This is a genomic window from Variovorax sp. V213 (assembly GCF_041154455.1).
Lineage (GTDB): Bacteria > Pseudomonadota > Gammaproteobacteria > Burkholderiales > Burkholderiaceae_C > Variovorax.
The window spans coordinates 1,435,176-1,451,095 of record NZ_AP028664.1; the positions used below are offsets into that span (position 1 = coordinate 1,435,176).

Genomic DNA, 15,920 nt, shown 5'->3' on the forward strand with positions numbered 1-15,920 from the left:
AACGAAAGTGAGGTCCGCCATGTTCAATCACATCCTGGTTCCGATCGACGGCTCCGAAACTTCCATGCTCGCGGTCAGCAAGGCCAGCGGCCTGGCGCTGGCTTTCGGGAGCCGCATCACGTTGATTCACGTGATCGACAACTATCCCTTCATCGGCGTGGGCGCGGACTACGCGCTCGGCCAGAACGAATACCTGGCGGCGGCCACCGCAAGCGCGAATGCGGCCCTGGCGCGCGGCGTTGCGGCACTTGCGGCCGAGGGCCTGCACAGCGACCAGCGCGTGATCGACGGCCACGTGGTGCACGAAGGCATCGTCGACACAGCCATTGCCATCGCGGCCGACCTGATCGTCATGGGTTCGCATGGCCGCAGCGGCATCGAGAAGCTGCTGCTCGGCAGCGTCACGCAGCGCGTGCTGCAGGATGCGCCCATGCCCGTGCTGGTGGTCAAAGGCGGCTGAGCGAGAAGTCCGGAGGGCTTTCGAATCGAAGGGTCTGCTGCGTCGCCGGATGCATGAAGCCCAGCTCGCTCGCATGCAGCAGCAGGCGCGGCGCGCGCGCCTGAATCTCGGCACTGCCGTAGAGCGCATCGCCCAGGATCGGATGGCCGATCGAGAGCAGATGCACCCGCAGCTGATGCGACCGGCCCGTGAGCGGCTCCAGCAGCACGTGCGTGGCAGCGGCGGGCTCGCCGGGCGGCGATGAATGCAATGCCCGCCAGCGTGTGAGGCTGGGCTTGCCCGCCGCGTCGACCTTCTGCAGCGGGCGCCGTGGCCAGTCGGCCATCAGCGGCGCATCGATGACCGACCATTCGTCCCGCAGAGGCATCGCGCCATCCACGATGGCCTCGTAGCGCTTGTGCACCAGGCGGTTGGCAAAGGCGTCGCCCAGCGCACGCTGCATGGCGGCGCCGCGTGCCATCAGCACGAGTCCGCTGGTGGCCATGTCGAGCCGGTGGACGATCAGCGCGTCGGGCCATTGCCGCATGGCGCGCGCGCTCAAACAATCCTGCTTGTCTTCGCCGCGTCCGGGCACGCAGAGCAGGCCGGCGGGCTTGTTCAGCACGAGCAGGTGCGCGTCCTGGTAGATGAGGTCGATGGGGTCGGTGTCCGGCATGGGTGTCGAGAGTGTAGAGAGCCCACGCTCATGCGCGGCTCATGATGCCTCGGCTATCCTCGAACGAATGTCCGGCCCCGCCCCCGTTTCCGTCTCCCCACCCCCGAGCTTTTCCGAACTCACGCGCGAGCGCCCCTTCATGCGGATGTGGGTGGCGCGCCTCTTCGGCACCGCGGCCTCGCAGATGCTCCTGGTGGCCATCGGCTGGCACATGTACGAGCTCACCAGCAGTGCCTGGGACCTCGGGCTCGTGGGCCTTTACCAATTCGTTCCCGCGCTGCTGCTCGCGCTGCTGGCCGGCCACGTGGTCGACCGCCATCACCGGGGCCGCATCGTGGCGGCCTGCTTTGCGGTGCAGGGGCTGGTGGCGCTGGTGCTGCTGCTCGCGGTGTTGCAGCGCTTCGACACGCGCGGCCTGCTGCTGGGCCTCTCGCTGGTGCTGGGTGCGGTGCGGGCGTTCCAGATGCCCGCGCAGCAGGCGCTGACGCCGCTGCTGGTGCCGCCCACCATGCTGCCGCGTGCCATGGCCTTCAGCTCGGCCGGCATGCAGGGCGCGATCATCGGCGGGCCGGCGCTCGGCGGCCTTCTTTTCGTGGCCGGCATGCAGGTGGTGTACGGCGCCAGCGTGCTGTGCTTCGCGGTGGCCTGCGCGCTCGTACTGCGGCTGCGCTACGCCCATACGCCAGCCGCGCGCGAGCCGGTCACGCTGGCCACCGTGTTCGCCGGCGTCGATTTCATCTGGAAGCGCAAGCCCGTGCTTGGCGCCGTCTCGCTGGATCTTTTCGCGGTGCTCTTGGGCGGTGCGGTGGCGCTGCTGCCGATCTACGCCAAGGACATCCTGCACACGGGGCCCTGGGGGCTCGGCCTGCTGCGCGGGGCGCCGGCGGTGGGGGCGCTGGTGATGTCGATCGCGCTCACGCGCCGGCCCATCGAGCGCAACATCGGCCGCACGCTGCTGATGGCCGTGGGGCTCTTCGGGCTGTGCATGGTGGTGTTCGGAATTTCTCGCAGCTTCATCGTCTCGCTGATCGCGCTGGTGGTGTCGGGCGGCGCCGACATGGTCAACGTGGTGATCCGCCAGACCCTGGTCCAGCTCGAGACGCCCGACGCCATGCGCGGCCGCGTGAGTGCGGTCAATTCGATCTTCATCGGCGCGAGCAACCAGTTGGGCGAGTTCGAATCGGGCGCCACCGCGGCGCTCCTGGGGCCGGTGGGTTCGGTGGTGGTGGGCGGCGTGGGCACCATGATGGTGGCGCTGGGCTGGTTCAAGCTGTTTCCGTCGCTGGCGCAGCGCGACCGGCTGGTGGTCGCGATGCCGGCGGGGGCCATCAAATAGGGCGGAACAGCGCGGTCTTTTCTCAGAAGACCGAAAACGCCTTGGGCGCATCGATCGTCAGGTCGCCTAGCGCCTCGGCCACGCAGGGCAGGATCCACCCCTCGGCCTTTTCGTCGGCGCTCAGGCCCGGCCATTCGATGTTGTGGCGGATGGCGCCCGACACCAGCTGGCAGATGCAGGTGCGGCAGGTGCCGTTGCGGCAGGAACTCGGCATCTCGATGCCGGCCGCCTCGGCCGAGTTCAAAAGGGTGGTGCCGGCCTCGGCCTCGAAACCGAGGCCCGACGGCTCGAGTCGAACCCTCATCGCTGGGGCTGCTGCTGCTGCTGTTGCTGTTGCTGCTCGCGGCGCTGTTCGCGCAGCATGAAGAGATAAAGGCTCTCGACCTTCTCGCGCGCCCATGGCGTCTTGCGCAGGAACTTGAGGCTGGAGCCCACGCTCGGGTCGATCGCGAAGCAGCGGATGGGAACCAGCTCGCCGAGCTGCTCCCAGCCGTAGTGATCGGCCAGCGCCGTCACGATGGCCTCCAGCGTGAGCCCGTGCAGCGGGTTGCGGGGCTGGGCCGGCTTGGCGGGTGCCGCTGCCGGCCCGGCGGGTGCCTCGTCGGTCACTTGTTCTTGAGCTTGCCGCGCGGAATCACCGCCGTGGTGATCGTGCGGACGGGTTCGATGCCACCGGTGCCTACCGGCTTGGGCGGTGAGGTGTCCTTCTTCGGTTTCTTGGCTTCCTTGTTCGCGCGTTGTTGACCTTTTGCCATATCGACTCCTTTTGATGCTGCGTATGCGGCGTATGTAATGGGAAGTTTAGCGGTGCGGCGACAATACGCGGTTCCATTTGATTCCCCCGCATCCATGTCAGATTACGAAGTTCGCCCCGCCACCATGCGCGACGCCAAGGCCGTCGCCGAAGTCCACGCCCTGGCCGCCAAGGCTGCCTACGAAGGCATCCTGCCCGAAGAAGAGCTGCGCGTGCTGGCTCCCGCCTCGCGCGAAGCCAAGTGGCGCGAAGCCATCGAGTTCAGCGAGCCGCAGGTGCAGGTGGCGGTGCTTGACGGCGAGATCGTCGGCTTCGTCGGTTTCGACCGCTCGCGCGATCCCAAGACGCCGTCCACCACGGGCGAGATCTGGGCCATCTACGTCAAGCCCGAGCATTGGGGCAAGGGCATCGGCGTCGCTCTCTGGGACGCCGCGCGCGAAGGCCTCGAGGAAGAGGGCTGCACCACGGTCACCGTGTGGGTGCCCATTCGCAACGACCGCGCCATGCGCTTCCACGAGCTGGCCGGCTTCAAGCGCGAAATGAAAACCGCCAAGACCACCGCGCTCGGCACCGTGCGGGTCGAAGAAATCCGCCTCAAGCGCAGCGTCGCCTGACGCCAACGACGCGCCCACCGCGTACGGGTATTGCCGGCGCGGGCGGCGCTTGCGGCTAAGCTCGCCGGTTCTTTTTCATACCGACCCTTGCCATGGCCACCAGCCTGCTTCTGCTGCTCGACGACATCGCGACCGTCCTGGACGACGTCTCGATCCTCACCAAGGTCGCCGCCAAGAAGACGGCCGGTGTGCTCGGCGACGACCTCGCGCTCAATGCGCAGCAGGTCTCGGGCGTCAAGGCCGACCGTGAGCTGCCGGTGGTATGGGCGGTGTGCAAGGGCTCATTCATCAACAAGGCCATCCTGGTTCCGGCGGCGCTGGCCATCGGCACGTGGCTGCCCTGGCTGGTGACGCCGCTGCTCATGATCGGCGGCGCCTTTCTCTGCTTCGAAGGCTTCGAAAAACTCGCGCACAAGTTCCTGCACAAGAAGGAGCACGAGGCCGACACCGCGCGCCACGAGCGCGCCGTGGCCGACGAGAGCGTCGACGTGGTGGCGGTCGAGAAGGACAAGATCAAGGGCGCGGTGCGCACCGACTTCATCCTTTCGGCCGAAATCATCGCCATCACGCTGGGCACCGTGCAGGGCCAGCCCTTCACCACGCAGCTCGCGGTGCTCGTGGGCATTGCGCTGATCATGACCGTCGGCGTCTACGGCCTGGTCGCCGGCATCGTGAAGCTCGACGACGCGGGCCTGTACCTGAGCCAGCAAGCCAGCAAGGCCGCGCAGGCCCTGGGCCGTGGCATTCTCGCTGCGGCGCCGTGGCTCATGAAGGGGCTGTCGGTTGCGGGCACCGCGGCCATGTTCCTGGTCGGCGGCGGCATCCTGGTGCACGGCGTGCCCGCGTTCGGCCATGCGGTCGAGGACTGGGCCAAGGCCGCGGGCGGTGTGGTCGGTGCGCTCGGCTCGATGGGGGTGAACGCAGGCATCGGCATCGTGGCGGGCGCCATCGTGCTGGCGGGCGTGGAACTCGTGGGCAAGCTGCGCGGCAAGAAGGCCTGAGTCCTCGCGGGCTGCGGGCCGGTTCTTGCCCGGTTATCTGCCGCGCTGAAAGAGGCCGACCGCCACCAGCGCCACGCCAAGCGCCAGCGCAAACCAGCCGACCACGTAGGCGCCGGCCACCATGTCGAACCAGCGCGTGCCTTGCAGGAAGCGCGGCGCCAGCAGAACGGCGGCACCGATTGCGAGGCAGAGAATGCCGCGTTCGAGCGTGCGGAGTTGTCGTTTGGGTTGCGCCATGGCGTTGCGTTCAGGTCAGTTTGCGTTGATCGTTTGTTCGGTCAGTGCGACATTGTCCCGCGCATCGCCGCCGGATGCCCCTGCAGCGGGAACGACTTGCCCGTCGGCACCAGCGTGTCGCCGTCCACGCGCAGGATCGTGATGTCCTGATCGATGAAGTTGCCCACGTACAGGTATTTGCCGTCCGCGCTCCATACGGCGCCTTCGGGCAGGCCGCGCACCACCACCTCGTTGGCGAGCGTCACCTTCTTGCCCTCGATCTTCAGCAGCACTACCGAGCCGTTGCGGTTGTAGAAGTAGGCGTTCTTCGCCGCGTTGCTGCCGCGCAGGAGCACGGCCGCCGCATGCCGGCCGGTCGGGCTCACCGCCAGGCCCTCGGGGCCGTCGCCCACCACCACCTTGTCGACCACGCGCGGCGGCGTGGCCTCCAGATCGATCACGCTGACCGTGTCGATCTGCCCGTCCGATGCGCCCGAGTTGCCGTTGTCGGCCGTGAGCGCGAGCTTGCCGTCGGGCGTCACGTCGACGTTGTAGGGCCAGAGGCCGGCCGCAAGGTCCACCTTGCTGTAGCTCACCTTCTCGCCGTTCACCTCGAGCAGCGCAATCTTGTGGGTCGGGAACTTGGCTGCGAGCGCGCGCTTGCCGTCGGGCGTGAAGCGCACGTGCGCCACCGAATCGTTCATGGCGACGGTGTCGATCAGCGTGACCTTCTTGCCCGCGATGCGCAGCACGCTGACCGAGTTGTCGGCGCGATTCGCCACCAGTGCGAGGTTTCCCGTCCGGTTGATCGACAGGCCCGAAGGCTGCTTGCCCACGGTGAGCGTGTCGATCAGCTTGGGCGGCGTGGTGGTCAGGTCGATCACGAAGAGGCGGTTGTCGGGCACCTGCTTGCGCACGCCGTTCTCTTCCACCACGTTGAGCGAGTTGGCGACCAGCGCCAGCGTTTCGCCCGGCGTGATCGCGAGGTTGGTCGGCGGGCCGGCAATGGTGTTGTCGAGTTGCAGCGTGCCGACGAGCTTCGGTGCGAGCGGGTCGGTGCCGATGTCGAGCACCTGCACCGTGTCGCGCCCCATCGGCCCGAGGATCACGGCGCCGGCGTCGCTCCACGACTGCTTTTCGTCGTTCGCCACCAGCATCAGCTGGCGCTGCGGCACGGTGGGGGTGAGGTTGGTGCAGCCCGAAATGGCGGCGAGAGCGGCCAGGGCAAGGGTGGCCAGCGCGGCGGGGCGAAACTTCATGGGTCGGTCTCCGTGTTGTGCGTTGTTGTCGTGCCGGCCCTGCGGCCGCAGCGCATGGTAGCGGCACAATCGATCAACCCACCATCGAGAGCAGCCCCATGACCATCGAGATATCCAAGGAAGCGCGCCAGCAGGCCATCGCCTCGATCGAGCGCTACTTCAACGAGAACATGGAAGAGAAGATCGGCAACATCGCGGCCGGCGCGCTGCTCGGGTTCTTTCTTGAAGAGGTCGGCCCCATCGTCTACAACAAGGCCGTGGCCGACGTGCAGGAGCGCCTCCAGTCGCGCATCTCGGAGGTCGATCTCGAAGTGCACGAGGACGAATTCCAGTACTGGCGCAAGTTCGACCGGCAGAAAAAAGGCAAGTAGACGTGGCGCCCGCCACGAAAAGATGCTTCCAGACGTTGCAAAATCCCAAGCCATGCAACCACACCGCACGCTCAACCGTTTCGCGCCTTCGTCCTCGCGGCTGCGCACCTTCGTCGCCTTGCCGCTGTTCATGCTCGCCGCGTCCATCGCCAGTGCGCAGCAGGAGCCGTCCGGGTTTCCGCTGGACTCCGTCGGCTACCTGAACGAGGAGCTGCCTCGCATGGAGGCGGCCATCGCCGCCAGGGATCGCAGCTTTTTCCAGGGCGCGATGGCCCGCACGGTGCAGTTTTCGGAGCGCTGGGGCTTCAAGGCGCAGGCCAATCCCGACCTTGCGAAGTACCCGATGTGCACCGAGGCGGTGATGGACTACGTGGTGGTCGGCATGTGCAAGCTCAATCCCTCGGGCGACGGGTGCGAGCCCGGGCTGGCGTCGCGCTTCGAGGCGAACGTGCAGCGCTGCCGCGAGGTCGCCGCGCGAAAATAGGCGTCCCGTCTTTCGACGAAAAAGAAAATCCTCGCACGTATTGCGAGGTGGAGACACGCCATGGACTACACCCGCTACCAGACCCTTGCCATCACGCGCCGCGGCATCGACGATACGGTGCTCGACATCCAGATGCGCGCGGCCAACGGCAAGCTGCCCACGGCGGGCCATGACGGCCATCGGGAACTGGCCGAAATCTGGCGCGACGTGTCGGCCGACGACACGGTGCGCTGCGCAGTGCTGCGGGGCGAGGGGCTGGGTTTCTCGGGCGGCGGCGACCTGGCCATGGTGCAGGACATGACCACCGACGATGCGGTGCGCCAGCGCGTCTGGAAAGAAGCGCGCGACCTCGTCTACAACCTGATCAACTGCGACAAGCCCATCGTGAGTGCCATGCATGGACCGGCCGTGGGCGCGGGGCTGGTGGCGGGGCTGCTTGCCGACATCTCCATTGCCAGCAAGGGCGCGAAGATCGTCGACGGCCACACGCGCCTGGGCGTCGCCGCGGGCGACCATGCAGCCATTGTCTGGCCGCTCTTGTGCGGCATGGCCAAGGCCAAGTACCACCTGCTGCTGTGCGAGCCAGTGAGCGGCGAAGAAGCCGAGCGCATCGGCCTGGTGTCGCTCGCGGTGGACGAGGCCGATCTGCTGCCGCGTGCCTACGAAGTGGCCGGCCGGCTCGCGGCCGGCAGCCAGAGCGCGATCCGCCTCACCAAGTACGCGCTAAACAACTGGCTGCGCCAGGCCGGGCCGACCTTCGACGCTTCGCTGGCGCTCGAATTCATGGGTTTCGCGGGCGCCGACGTGCGCGAAGGCGTGGCCTCGCTGCGCGAGCGGCGGGCGCCGAACTTCGGCTGATCAGGCCGGCGGGTAGGCGGCGCCAATTTCGCCCGGGACCCACGGCGCGTACTTCCACATCGCACGCTCGAACAGCGGCGAAGCGGTCCAGCCCGCGAGCCAGGCGCGCAGCGAGGGCCAGGGCTGGCTTTCGAACCATGCGGGCTCGACCATTGCGAACTGCCGCACGAAGGGCATGACGGCCGCATCCGCCAGCGAGGCCCGTGCGCCGAAAAGCTGCCCGGAACCGGCGAGCCGCGCCTCCAACCGCAGCAGGAACTGCGCGCCCCGCTCGCGTGCGCCGGCCGACGAATCGTCGAACCGGCCCGGGTATTTATAGCGGTCGAGCTGCGGCTTGAAGTGGTCGTCGCACTCAGCCACGAGTGCGAGCATGTCGTCGAGCGTGCCGGCGTCGGGCTCCAGCCAGCGCAGGGGGTCGTCGCGGCGCAGTGCCCACAGCATGATGTCCTGGCTTTGCTCCAGCACCGCGCCGTCGGCCATCACCAGCACGGGCACCGTGCCCTTTGGCGAGGCCGCGAGCATGTCGGCGGGCTTGTTCTTCAGCACCACTTCGCGCAGCTCGCAGTGTTCGCCGCTCGCGGCCAATGCCAGGCGCGCCCGCATCGCATAGGGGCAGCGGCGAAAGCTGTAGAGAACGGGCAGGGCGGGGTGTTGCATCGCGCGCAACAGTCTATGCCGGTGGGCGCGGCGGCGAAAAGCCGGCGCTCATCAAACGCAACATGGTTGCGTTGGTTCCTATAATGCAATTCTGTTGCATATAGAGCCATACCCATGACCGTCCGCCTTCCCGTCACCGTGCTGTCCGGCTTTCTCGGCGCCGGCAAGACCACGCTGCTCAACCACATCCTGCACAACCGCGAGGGGCGCCGGGTGGCGGTCATCGTCAACGACATGAGCGAGGTCAACATCGATGCGGCCCTGGTGCGGGGTGGCGGCGCGGAGCTCTCGCGCACCGACGAGAAGCTGGTCGAGATGAGCAACGGCTGCATCTGCTGCACGCTGCGCGAAGACCTGCTCATCGAGGTCGGACGGCTCGCGAAGGAAGGGCGTTTCGACCAGCTGGTGATCGAATCCACCGGCATCTCGGAGCCGCTGCCGGTGGCCGAGACCTTCACGTTTGCCGGCGAAGACGGCAAGAGCCTGGCCGACGTGGCGCGCCTGGACACCATGGTGACCGTGGTCGATGCCTTCAACTTCCTGCGCGACTACGGCTCGCCCGACAGCCTGGGCCAGCGCGGCCAGTCGCTCGGCGACGAAGACACCCGCACCGTGGTCGACCTGCTGATCGAGCAGGTCGAGTTCTGCGACGTGCTGGTGGTCAACAAGACCGACCTCGTCACGGCCGAGGAGCGCGGGCGCCTGATGGCCATTCTGCGCAGCCTCAATCCGCGTGCGCGCATCGAGACTTCGGAGTTCGGCCGCGTCGCGCTCGATCGCGTGCTCGACACGGGCCTGTTCGACTTCGAGCAGGCCGAAAGTGCGCCCGGCTGGCTGGCGGAACTGCGCGGCGAGCATGCGCCCGAGAGCGAGACCTACGGCATCGGCAGCTTCGTCTACCGCGCACGGCTGCCGTTCCATCCCCAGCGCTTCTGGGAGCTGGTGCAAAGCGAGTGGGAGGGCGTGGTGCGCTCCAAGGGATTCTTCTGGCTTGCGAGCCGCGCCACGCGGGCAGGCTCATGGTCGCAGGCGGGCGGTGCCTGCCGCTATGGGGTCGCGGGCCTGTGGTGGGCCGCGGTGCCGCGCGAGCACTGGCCGGCTGACGAGGAAGCGCTCGAAGCCATCCGCAAGAACTGGGACCCGGGCACCGGCGATGCTCGGCAGGAGCTGGTGCTGATCGGCATCGGCATGGACGAGGCCGGCCTGCGGGCGCGGCTCGATGCCTGCCTGCTGACGGAGAGCGAAATGCGCTACGGTGCTTCGTGGTGGACGAACTTTCCCGATCCGTTTCCGTCCTGGAACGTGTAGCACCGAGGTTTCAGCTCCTGCAATCCCCGCAGGTGCCATGCAGCGTGAGCGCGGTGTGGCGGGTGTCGATGCCCTGCTTGCGCAGTTCCCGGCCCAGGCGGCTCATCACCTTGGGCAGTTCGGGATCGGAGGGCAGCGCCAGCACCTTGTGGCACTGGTCGCATTCGAAGATGTTGCCCGAAGCAGCTTCCACGTGGCGCGAAAAGCGGTTGACGCGATCCGCGCCCACGCGGCGGTCGCACAGGCCCGCTTCCACCAGGCGGTCGAGCACGCGGTAGATGGTCACGCGGTCGGGCGCCTCGCCAGCGGCGGCGGTGTAGGCCGCAACCACGTCGTCGTGCGTGAGCGGCTGCGAGGCGCTCGCCAGCAGTTCCAGCACGGTTTGCGCGGCGCGCGTCACGCGCAGGCCGCTCTTGCGCAGCAGGGTTTCGCTGTCGGGCGCCGTGGCGGCGAGGAGGGGCTTCGGATGCGGGTTCATGAACTTTTGCGGAACCGCCATTGTGTTGCATTCCGTGAGACCGCGCCCCGGCCGGCCCGAATGCGCTAAGGTCTGGTTTTTCGCGTTTCTGAATACCTTCTACCGAACCATGTCCCGCTCCCCGATCGAAATCGAAACCGCTCCCCATCCCACCGCCACGGTGATCGTGATGCACGGCCTGGGCGCTGATGGAAACGACTTCGTGCCGATTGCCAACGAACTCGACCTGTCGAGCGTGGGCCCGGTGCGCTTCGTGTTCCCCAATGCCCCGGTCATCCCCGTCACCATCAATGGCGGCTACCAGATGCCGGCGTGGTACGACATTGCCGTGGCCGACCTGGCCGCGCGCGAGGACGAGGCGGGCCTGCGCCGTTCGCAGGCCACCATCGAGACGCTCATCGCCAACGAGAAGGCCCGCGGCATCGCGGCCGGCCGCATCGTGGTGGCAGGTTTTTCGCAAGGCTGCGCCATGGCGCTGATGACCGGCCTGCGCCACACCGAGCGGCTGGCGGGCATCGTCGGCCTCTCGGGCTATCTGCCCATTGCGGCCACCACCGCGGCCGAGCGGCACGCGGCCAACCACGAGACGCCGGTTTTTTTGGCCCATGGCAGGCAAGACCCGGTGGTTCCGCTCGAAAGGGCGCTGCAGTCGCGCGACGCGCTTATCGCGCTCGGCCATCCCGTCGAATGGCACGAGTACACGATGGCGCATTCGGTCTGCATGGAGGAAGTTGCCGATCTGAACCGGTTTCTTCTGCGCGTGCTGGCTTCCTGACGCTTTTTGGGGCACCTTCACGCATACGAGACAAAGCAGGAGACGACACCATGATCCTCGTCATCGGACACGCCATGGCCAAGGCAGAAACCCTGCACGCGATGCTGGCCATCAGCGTGGAGCATGTGCTGCGTTCGCGTACCGAACCCGGCTGCATCTCGCACGAGGTCAGCACCAATGTGCAGCAGCCGCTGCGGCTCACCTTCGTGGAGCGGTGGAGCGACATGGCGGCGCTGAAGGCGCATTTCGGCGTCGAAGCCTCGCGCGCGTTCGCGAAGGCGCTGGCGGCCATGGCCGACGGCATGCCGCAGATCTCCGTCTACCAGTGCGACGAGATCGATCTTGGAGAAGGGCGCGACTGATGTGGCGGGTCGAATTCAGGCCGGCGCCGAATCCCAGAATCCCATGAACTCAGCTATCAAAACCGTAGCGCCGCGCAGCATAGCGAAAGTCGGGATTCCCTGCACCAGCAATGCCCGCGCCGCCGTGCTACCTTCCAGCCCCTCAGAGAATGACGGGTCATAACAATATGAGCAGCAGATTGCAAGAGAGGTTGGGTGCACTCTCGACCGCGCGGTTGAAGGGAATGCGGTGCGGCATCGAGAAGGAAAGCCTGCGCGCGCTCCCGGACGGCAAGCTTGCGCTCACGCCCCACCCGATCGCCCTGGGGTCCGCGCTGACCCATCCGCACATCACCACCGACTTCAGCGAGTCGCAGCTCGAGCTCATCACCGGTGTGCATGCGGGGGGCGAATCGGCGCTCGAGGAGCTGACCCGCGTGCACCAATTCACCTACCGCGTGCTCGATTCGCTCGGCGACGAGCGGCTTTGGGTGTCGAGCATGCCCTGCGGCCTGCCGACCGACGAAACCATTCCGATCGGGCGCTACGGCTCGTCGAACGTCGGGCGCGCCAAGAGCGTCTACCGCATGGGCCTGAGCCACCGCTACGGCCGGCGCATGCAGACCATCTCGGGCATTCACTACAACTGGTCGCTGCCCGGCGTGTCGAGCGAACAGTATTTCGCGCTCATCCGCAACTTCCGGCGCCACGCCTTCCTGCTGCTGTACCTGTTCGGTGCATCGCCCGCGCTGTGTTCGAGTTTTGTCGCGGGCCGTCCGCACGAACTCCTGCCGCTCGGCGACGGGAGCATGTTCATGCCGCACGGGACCTCGCTGCGCATGGGCCGGCTCGGCTACCAGAGCGACGCGCAGGCCTCGCTGGCCGTGAGCTACAACAGCCTCGAAGGCTACGCCGCTTCGCTGCAGGACGCGCTCACGCGGCCCTGGCCTGCCTACGAGGCCATCGGCATCCGAAATCTCGGCGGCGACTACAACCAGCTGGGCACCAGCCTGCTGCAGATCGAGAACGAGTTCTACGGCACCATCCGGCCCAAGCGCGTGATCAACCCCGGCGAGCGCCCGCTGCATGCGTTGCGCGAGCGCGGTGTCGAGTACGTCGAGGTGCGTCTGATGGACCTCGACCCCTTCGAGCCGGTGGGCATCAATGCACAGACGATGCGCTTCCTCGACGTGTTCCTGCTGCAGTGCCTCTTGAGCGACAGCCCGGCCGACACGCCCCAGGAAATTGCCGAACTGGCCCACAACCAGCACCTCACCGCCGCACGCGGACGCGAGCCGGGCCTGCAACTCCTGCGCGGCGGGCGCGACGTTCCGCTGACCGATTGGGGCGTGGAACTGGTCGAGCAATGCCTGCCCATCGCCGCGGCGCTCGACGCTGCAAATGGCGGCACGCTGCATGCCGACGCGGTGCGCGCGGCGCTTTCCGCCTTGCAGAACCCGGACAGCCTGCCCTCGGCGCGCGTGCTGGCCGCCATCGAGCAGCAGCACGGCAACTCTTTCATCGGCTTCGTGCGTGCCCAGTCCGAGCAGACCCGCGCCACGCTGCTGGCGCTGCCGTTCTCGGCCGAGCAGCAGGCCGAATTCGAGCGCATGACCGAGGAATCGATCCAGGAGCAGAAGCGCATCGAGGCCGCGGACACCATGCCGTTCGAGATCTACCGCGAGCAATACGTGTCGCCGGCACGCCTGGGGCTCGGCCGCGGCCGGATGGCCGTCGCGGCCTGACCCATCCCTGTCCTACGCGTCTCACCGTCACGCAGCCCGCCTGACGACATCGGCGGGGGTCGATGGCCTACAGGCATTGGCCGGCATGACCCACTGCGGCCGCCGCCGCTGCGGCGACCATGGATGGCATGCATTCCGCACGCTCCAGATATTTGTTCCGGCCGATGATTTGGCCGGAGATTCCGGTATGACTTTCAAGGCCTATCTTGTCGAGGACAGCGCACTCATCCGTGAAAATCTCGTCGGTTTCCTACACGACGTGGCCGACGCTGACGTGGTGGCCTGCGCCAGCAGCGAGGAAGAGGCGGTGCGCTGGCTGCGCCAGCATCGCGACGACTGGGACCTGACCATCGTCGACCTGTTCCTGGAGCGCGGCAACGGCCTTGGCGTGATCAAGGCCTGCCGCAACCGCAAGGCGAAGCAGAAAGTGGTGGTGCTGAGCAACTACGCCACGGCCGACATGCGCCAACGCTCCGAGCAACTGGGCGCCGATGCCTTCTTCGACAAGTCAGCCGAACTCGACCAGCTGGTCGCTTATTGCGAAACGCTGCGTCACGCGCGCGACTGAGCTGGCGGCCGCCCGGCAGGCCGACCCGCTTTTCTGAGGTAAAACGCCTCGCGGCCGCCATGGCCTGCACATCCCCATTCCCCAGCAAGGCAGCGAGAGCGACACATGAGCAACAGCACCATCGATTTCAAGGGCCGGGTGGCCATCGTGACCGGCGCGGGCGGCGGCCTGGGCCGCCAGCATGCATTGGCCCTGGCAGCGCGCGGCGCCAGGGTGGTGGTGAACGACCTGGGCGGCGCCAGCGACGGCTCCGGCGCCTCGGTGAGCGCGGCACAAGCCGTCGTGGACGAGATCAAGGCCGCGGGCGGGGAGGCCATGGCCAACGCAGCCTCGGTGACCGACTTCGACGCGGTGCAGGCCATGGTGCAGCAGGCTGTCGATGCCTGGGGCCGGGTCGACATCCTGGTCAACAATGCCGGCATCCTGCGCGACAAGAGCTTCGCCAAGATGGAGCTTGCCGATTTCAGGCTGGTGGTCGACGTGCACCTGATGGGCGCCGTGAACTGCACCAAGGCCGTCTGGGCGCTCATGAACGAGCAGAAATACGGCCGCATCGTCATGACCACCTCGTCGTCCGGCCTCTACGGCAACTTCGGCCAGAGCAACTACGGCGCCGCCAAGCTCGCGCTGGTCGGGCTGATGCAGACGCTGAGCATCGAAGGCGCCAAGAACGACATCCGCGTCAATTGCCTGGCGCCCACGGCGGCCACCCGCATGACCGAGGGCCTGATGCCGCAGGAAGTGCTCGATGCACTCAAGCCGGAGGCCGTGGTGCCCGCCATGCTGGTGCTGGCCTCCGCGGACGCGCCGAACCGCACCATCCTTTGCGCAGGTGCCGGCACCTTCGAGGCCGCGCACATCACCCTGACGCAGGGCGCCTGGCTCGGCATCGGGGCGGACACGCCGGAACAGCTGGCGGCGCGGCTCGCCGAGGTGACCTCGCGCGAGGGCGAAGTCGTGCCGCAGAGCGGCACTGCGCAAGGCAGCAACGAGGTCGGCAAGGCCATGGCCGCCGCAAACGCGCGCAAGGGCTGACCCGCGAACCCTGTTCGTGGCGCTTGACCTGGAGTGCACTCGAGCATTTCCAATGAATCGGCCGGGGCTTCCGGTTCATTCATTCCACGAGGACAAGCAGCCATGAACACGACGACAGACAACAAGGCGCTGGTGCAGCGCATCCATGCCGAGCTGGACAAGGGCAACGGCCAGTTCTTCATCGACAGCCTGGCCGACGACGCCCGCTGGACGCTGGAAGGCAGCACGCCGTGGTCGCGCACCTACGCGGGCAAGGCCGCCATCCGCGAAGAGCTGCTCAAGCCGCTGTTCGCACAGTTCGCGGGCCCCTACGTGAGCCATACCGAGCGCATCATTGCCGAGGGTGACCGGGTGGTGGTGCTCTTCAGCGGCGATGTACCCACCAAGGCCGGCAAGCGCTACAACAACCGCTATTGCTACATCTATCGACTCGAAGGAGGCAAGGTGAAAGAGCTGACCGAGTACTTCGATACCGCACTGGTGCAGGAGGCGCTCGAAGCGCCGTCCGCGGCCGCCCATGCCGGCTGACAAAGGTACCCCTTTTCACATCGGCGAGCTCGCCATGCGCACGGGCCGCACCGTGCACGCCATTCGCTGGTACGAAACGCAGGGCCTGGTGCCCGGCGTCTCGCGTGACGAGGGCGGCCGGCGTCTCTATGGCGAGATGCACGTCGGCTGGCTCGGCCTGATGGAACGGCTGCGTCTGACCGGCATGTCGATTGCCGAGATGCGCGAATACACCCTGCTCGCATTGCAGGGCAAGGCCACGCTGCATCAGCGCCGCGACATGCTCGCGGCGCACCGTGCGCGCGTGACCGAAACCATCGCCGAGTGGAAACGCGCCTTGTCGCTGGTCGACCGCAAGATCGACTTCTACGACGAGTGGATGCAGACCGGCCACCGGCCGCCGCTGATTCCCGCCGAGGCAGCCCGCGACCAGGCCGTCGCGCCGAAACCGCCCAAACCGCCGAACCCACGGAAATCTCCATGACCAGCACCGAACCC

At 67.2% G+C, this 15,920-nt stretch carries 23 protein-coding genes; 15 read left to right on the top strand and 8 right to left on the bottom strand.

The window, feature by feature from the left end; translation table 11 throughout:
- Positions 1-19: 19 nt before the first annotated feature.
- Positions 20-460, top strand: coding sequence for a universal stress protein (locus ACAM55_RS06950; RefSeq protein WP_055799091.1), 441 nt, complete (start codon positions 20-22; stop codon positions 458-460).
- Here ACAM55_RS06950 and ACAM55_RS06955 read toward each other — a convergent pair.
- Positions 447-1,115, bottom strand: coding sequence for an RluA family pseudouridine synthase (locus tag ACAM55_RS06955; protein WP_369655307.1), 669 nt, complete (start codon positions 1,113-1,115; stop codon positions 447-449). The genes ACAM55_RS06950 and ACAM55_RS06955 overlap by 14 nt on opposite strands.
- Positions 1,116-1,254: 139 nt before the next feature.
- Between ACAM55_RS06955 and ACAM55_RS06960 the strand changes: the two genes are divergently transcribed.
- Entirely contained in the window at positions 1,255-2,451 is a 1,197-nt protein-coding gene (locus tag ACAM55_RS06960; protein WP_369656349.1) for an MFS transporter, read from the top strand.
- Between the two features lie 22 nt (positions 2,452-2,473).
- Here the strand turns inward: ACAM55_RS06960 and ACAM55_RS06965 are convergent, their stop codons facing one another.
- The 3 genes from ACAM55_RS06965 to ACAM55_RS06975 are packed head-to-tail and all read right to left on the bottom strand — an operon-like array spanning position 2,474 to position 3,206.
- Entirely contained in the window at positions 2,474-2,755 is a 282-nt protein-coding gene (locus ACAM55_RS06965; protein ID WP_369655308.1) for a 2Fe-2S iron-sulfur cluster-binding protein, read from the bottom strand.
- Positions 2,752-3,060, bottom strand: coding sequence for a VF530 family DNA-binding protein (locus tag ACAM55_RS06970; protein ID WP_369655309.1), 309 nt, complete (start codon positions 3,058-3,060; stop codon positions 2,752-2,754). Before ACAM55_RS06970 ends, ACAM55_RS06965 begins: the two co-directional genes overlap by 4 nt.
- The gene (locus ACAM55_RS06975) at positions 3,057-3,206 is read right to left on the bottom strand and encodes a hypothetical protein (protein ID WP_015866429.1); all 150 of its coding nucleotides are present in this window, start codon (positions 3,204-3,206) and stop codon (positions 3,057-3,059) included. The genes ACAM55_RS06970 and ACAM55_RS06975 overlap by 4 nt, the downstream gene beginning before the upstream one ends.
- Before the next feature lie 94 nt (positions 3,207-3,300).
- Here ACAM55_RS06975 and ACAM55_RS06980 point away from each other — a divergent pair, with 94 nt between their 5' ends.
- Positions 3,301-3,819: a GNAT family N-acetyltransferase gene (locus ACAM55_RS06980; protein WP_021008309.1), complete on the top strand. Its 519-nt coding sequence runs from the start codon at positions 3,301-3,303 to the stop codon at positions 3,817-3,819.
- Between the two features lie 92 nt (positions 3,820-3,911).
- Entirely contained in the window at positions 3,912-4,820 is a 909-nt protein-coding gene (locus tag ACAM55_RS06985; protein WP_369655310.1) for a DUF808 domain-containing protein, read from the top strand.
- Positions 4,821-4,853: 33 nt separating this feature from the next.
- Here ACAM55_RS06985 and ACAM55_RS06990 read toward each other — a convergent pair whose 3' ends face one another.
- Positions 4,854-5,057 carry a hypothetical protein gene (locus ACAM55_RS06990; RefSeq protein ID WP_369655311.1) on the bottom strand — a complete coding sequence of 68 codons (204 nt, stop codon included), beginning with the start codon at positions 5,055-5,057 and terminating at the stop codon, positions 4,854-4,856.
- A 41-nt stretch (positions 5,058-5,098) separates the two neighbouring features.
- A complete protein-coding gene (locus tag ACAM55_RS06995; protein ID WP_369655312.1) occupies positions 5,099-6,295 on the bottom strand; it encodes a lactonase family protein in 1,197 nt (398 codons plus the stop codon).
- A gap of 98 nt (positions 6,296-6,393) precedes the next feature.
- Between ACAM55_RS06995 and ACAM55_RS07000 the strand changes: the two genes are divergently transcribed.
- Genes ACAM55_RS07000 through ACAM55_RS07010 form a run of 3 tightly spaced genes read left to right on the top strand, consistent with a single transcriptional unit; the run spans position 6,394 to position 8,008 of the window.
- Positions 6,394-6,666: a DUF2164 domain-containing protein gene (locus ACAM55_RS07000; RefSeq protein ID WP_369655313.1), complete on the top strand. Its 273-nt coding sequence runs from the start codon at positions 6,394-6,396 to the stop codon at positions 6,664-6,666.
- A 52-nt stretch (positions 6,667-6,718) separates the two neighbouring features.
- On the top strand, positions 6,719-7,150 hold the full coding sequence (locus ACAM55_RS07005) for a hypothetical protein (RefSeq protein ID WP_369655314.1): 432 nt from the start codon (positions 6,719-6,721) through the stop codon (positions 7,148-7,150).
- Between the two features lie 60 nt (positions 7,151-7,210).
- Positions 7,211-8,008, top strand: a complete 798-nt coding sequence (locus ACAM55_RS07010) for an enoyl-CoA hydratase/isomerase family protein (protein ID WP_369655315.1) — start codon at positions 7,211-7,213, stop codon at positions 8,006-8,008.
- Here ACAM55_RS07010 and ACAM55_RS07015 read toward each other — a convergent pair whose 3' ends face one another.
- On the bottom strand, positions 8,009-8,665 hold the full coding sequence (locus ACAM55_RS07015; RefSeq protein WP_369655316.1) for a glutathione S-transferase: 657 nt from the start codon (positions 8,663-8,665) through the stop codon (positions 8,009-8,011). It abuts the gene before it with no gap.
- A 114-nt stretch (positions 8,666-8,779) separates the two neighbouring features.
- On the opposite strand from ACAM55_RS07015, the gene zigA reads away from it, so the two are divergent.
- Entirely contained in the window at positions 8,780-9,973 is a 1,194-nt protein-coding gene (zigA, locus tag ACAM55_RS07020) for a zinc metallochaperone GTPase ZigA (protein WP_369655317.1), read from the top strand.
- Positions 9,974-9,983: 10 nt separating this feature from the next.
- Here the strand turns inward: zigA and ACAM55_RS07025 are convergent, their stop codons facing one another.
- Entirely contained in the window at positions 9,984-10,451 is a 468-nt protein-coding gene (locus ACAM55_RS07025) for a Fur family transcriptional regulator (protein WP_369655318.1), read from the bottom strand.
- A 109-nt stretch (positions 10,452-10,560) separates the two neighbouring features.
- Here ACAM55_RS07025 and ACAM55_RS07030 point away from each other — a divergent pair, with 109 nt between their 5' ends.
- From ACAM55_RS07030 to ACAM55_RS07060, 7 genes are all read left to right on the top strand, one after another.
- Positions 10,561-11,226, top strand: coding sequence for an alpha/beta hydrolase (locus tag ACAM55_RS07030; protein ID WP_369655319.1), 666 nt, complete (start codon positions 10,561-10,563; stop codon positions 11,224-11,226).
- Positions 11,227-11,276: 50 nt separating this feature from the next.
- Complete coding sequence (locus tag ACAM55_RS07035; protein ID WP_369655320.1) at positions 11,277-11,588, top strand: putative quinol monooxygenase; 312 nt, start codon at positions 11,277-11,279, stop codon at positions 11,586-11,588.
- A 167-nt stretch (positions 11,589-11,755) separates the two neighbouring features.
- A complete protein-coding gene (gene gshA / locus ACAM55_RS07040) occupies positions 11,756-13,312 on the top strand; it encodes a glutamate--cysteine ligase (protein WP_369655321.1) in 1,557 nt (518 codons plus the stop codon).
- 187 nt (positions 13,313-13,499) lie between these two features.
- Positions 13,500-13,880 (top strand): response regulator transcription factor, encoded by a 381-nt coding sequence (locus ACAM55_RS07045; protein WP_369655322.1) that lies wholly within the window; start codon positions 13,500-13,502, stop codon positions 13,878-13,880.
- A gap of 105 nt (positions 13,881-13,985) precedes the next feature.
- The gene (locus tag ACAM55_RS07050) at positions 13,986-14,915 is read left to right on the top strand and encodes an SDR family NAD(P)-dependent oxidoreductase (RefSeq protein WP_369655323.1); all 930 of its coding nucleotides are present in this window, start codon (positions 13,986-13,988) and stop codon (positions 14,913-14,915) included.
- Between the two features lie 102 nt (positions 14,916-15,017).
- Positions 15,018-15,443 (top strand): nuclear transport factor 2 family protein, encoded by a 426-nt coding sequence (locus ACAM55_RS07055; protein ID WP_369655324.1) that lies wholly within the window; start codon positions 15,018-15,020, stop codon positions 15,441-15,443.
- Complete coding sequence (locus tag ACAM55_RS07060; RefSeq protein WP_369655325.1) at positions 15,433-15,906, top strand: MerR family transcriptional regulator; 474 nt, start codon at positions 15,433-15,435, stop codon at positions 15,904-15,906. Before ACAM55_RS07055 ends, ACAM55_RS07060 begins: the two co-directional genes overlap by 11 nt.
- Positions 15,907-15,920: the final 14 nt, after the last annotated feature.

Bases quoted from the DNA above. Each gene is read 5' to 3' on its own strand.
- ACAM55_RS07035 (WP_369655320.1), top strand. From the start codon at position 11,277: ATGATCCTCGTCATCGGACACGCCATGGCCAAGGCAGAAACCCTGCAC.
- ACAM55_RS06980 (WP_021008309.1), top strand. From the start codon at position 3,301: ATGTCAGATTACGAAGTTCGCCCCGCCACCATGCGCGACGCCAAGGCC.
- ACAM55_RS07010 (WP_369655315.1), top strand. From the start codon at position 7,211: ATGGACTACACCCGCTACCAGACCCTTGCCATCACGCGCCGCGGCATC.
- ACAM55_RS07030 (WP_369655319.1), top strand. From the start codon at position 10,561: ATGTCCCGCTCCCCGATCGAAATCGAAACCGCTCCCCATCCCACCGCC.
- ACAM55_RS06990 (WP_369655311.1), bottom strand. From the start codon at position 5,057: ATGGCGCAACCCAAACGACAACTCCGCACGCTCGAACGCGGCATTCTC.
- ACAM55_RS07015 (WP_369655316.1), bottom strand. From the start codon at position 8,665: ATGCAACACCCCGCCCTGCCCGTTCTCTACAGCTTTCGCCGCTGCCCC.
- ACAM55_RS07000 (WP_369655313.1), top strand. From the start codon at position 6,394: ATGACCATCGAGATATCCAAGGAAGCGCGCCAGCAGGCCATCGCCTCG.
- ACAM55_RS07050 (WP_369655323.1), top strand. From the start codon at position 13,986: ATGAGCAACAGCACCATCGATTTCAAGGGCCGGGTGGCCATCGTGACC.
- ACAM55_RS07060 (WP_369655325.1), top strand. From the start codon at position 15,433: ATGCCGGCTGACAAAGGTACCCCTTTTCACATCGGCGAGCTCGCCATG.
- ACAM55_RS07005 (WP_369655314.1), top strand. From the start codon at position 6,719: ATGCAACCACACCGCACGCTCAACCGTTTCGCGCCTTCGTCCTCGCGG.
- ACAM55_RS06955 (WP_369655307.1), bottom strand. From the start codon at position 1,115: ATGCCGGACACCGACCCCATCGACCTCATCTACCAGGACGCGCACCTG.
- ACAM55_RS07055 (WP_369655324.1), top strand. From the start codon at position 15,018: ATGAACACGACGACAGACAACAAGGCGCTGGTGCAGCGCATCCATGCC.
- ACAM55_RS06960 (WP_369656349.1), top strand. From the start codon at position 1,255: ATGCGGATGTGGGTGGCGCGCCTCTTCGGCACCGCGGCCTCGCAGATG.
- ACAM55_RS06950 (WP_055799091.1), top strand. From the start codon at position 20: ATGTTCAATCACATCCTGGTTCCGATCGACGGCTCCGAAACTTCCATG.
- gshA (WP_369655321.1), top strand. From the start codon at position 11,756: ATGAGCAGCAGATTGCAAGAGAGGTTGGGTGCACTCTCGACCGCGCGG.
- ACAM55_RS06985 (WP_369655310.1), top strand. From the start codon at position 3,912: ATGGCCACCAGCCTGCTTCTGCTGCTCGACGACATCGCGACCGTCCTG.
- ACAM55_RS06965 (WP_369655308.1), bottom strand. From the start codon at position 2,755: ATGAGGGTTCGACTCGAGCCGTCGGGCCTCGGTTTCGAGGCCGAGGCC.
- ACAM55_RS07045 (WP_369655322.1), top strand. From the start codon at position 13,500: ATGACTTTCAAGGCCTATCTTGTCGAGGACAGCGCACTCATCCGTGAA.
- zigA (WP_369655317.1), top strand. From the start codon at position 8,780: ATGACCGTCCGCCTTCCCGTCACCGTGCTGTCCGGCTTTCTCGGCGCC.
- ACAM55_RS06975 (WP_015866429.1), bottom strand. From the start codon at position 3,206: ATGGCAAAAGGTCAACAACGCGCGAACAAGGAAGCCAAGAAACCGAAG.
- ACAM55_RS06995 (WP_369655312.1), bottom strand. From the start codon at position 6,295: ATGAAGTTTCGCCCCGCCGCGCTGGCCACCCTTGCCCTGGCCGCTCTC.
- ACAM55_RS07025 (WP_369655318.1), bottom strand. From the start codon at position 10,451: ATGAACCCGCATCCGAAGCCCCTCCTCGCCGCCACGGCGCCCGACAGC.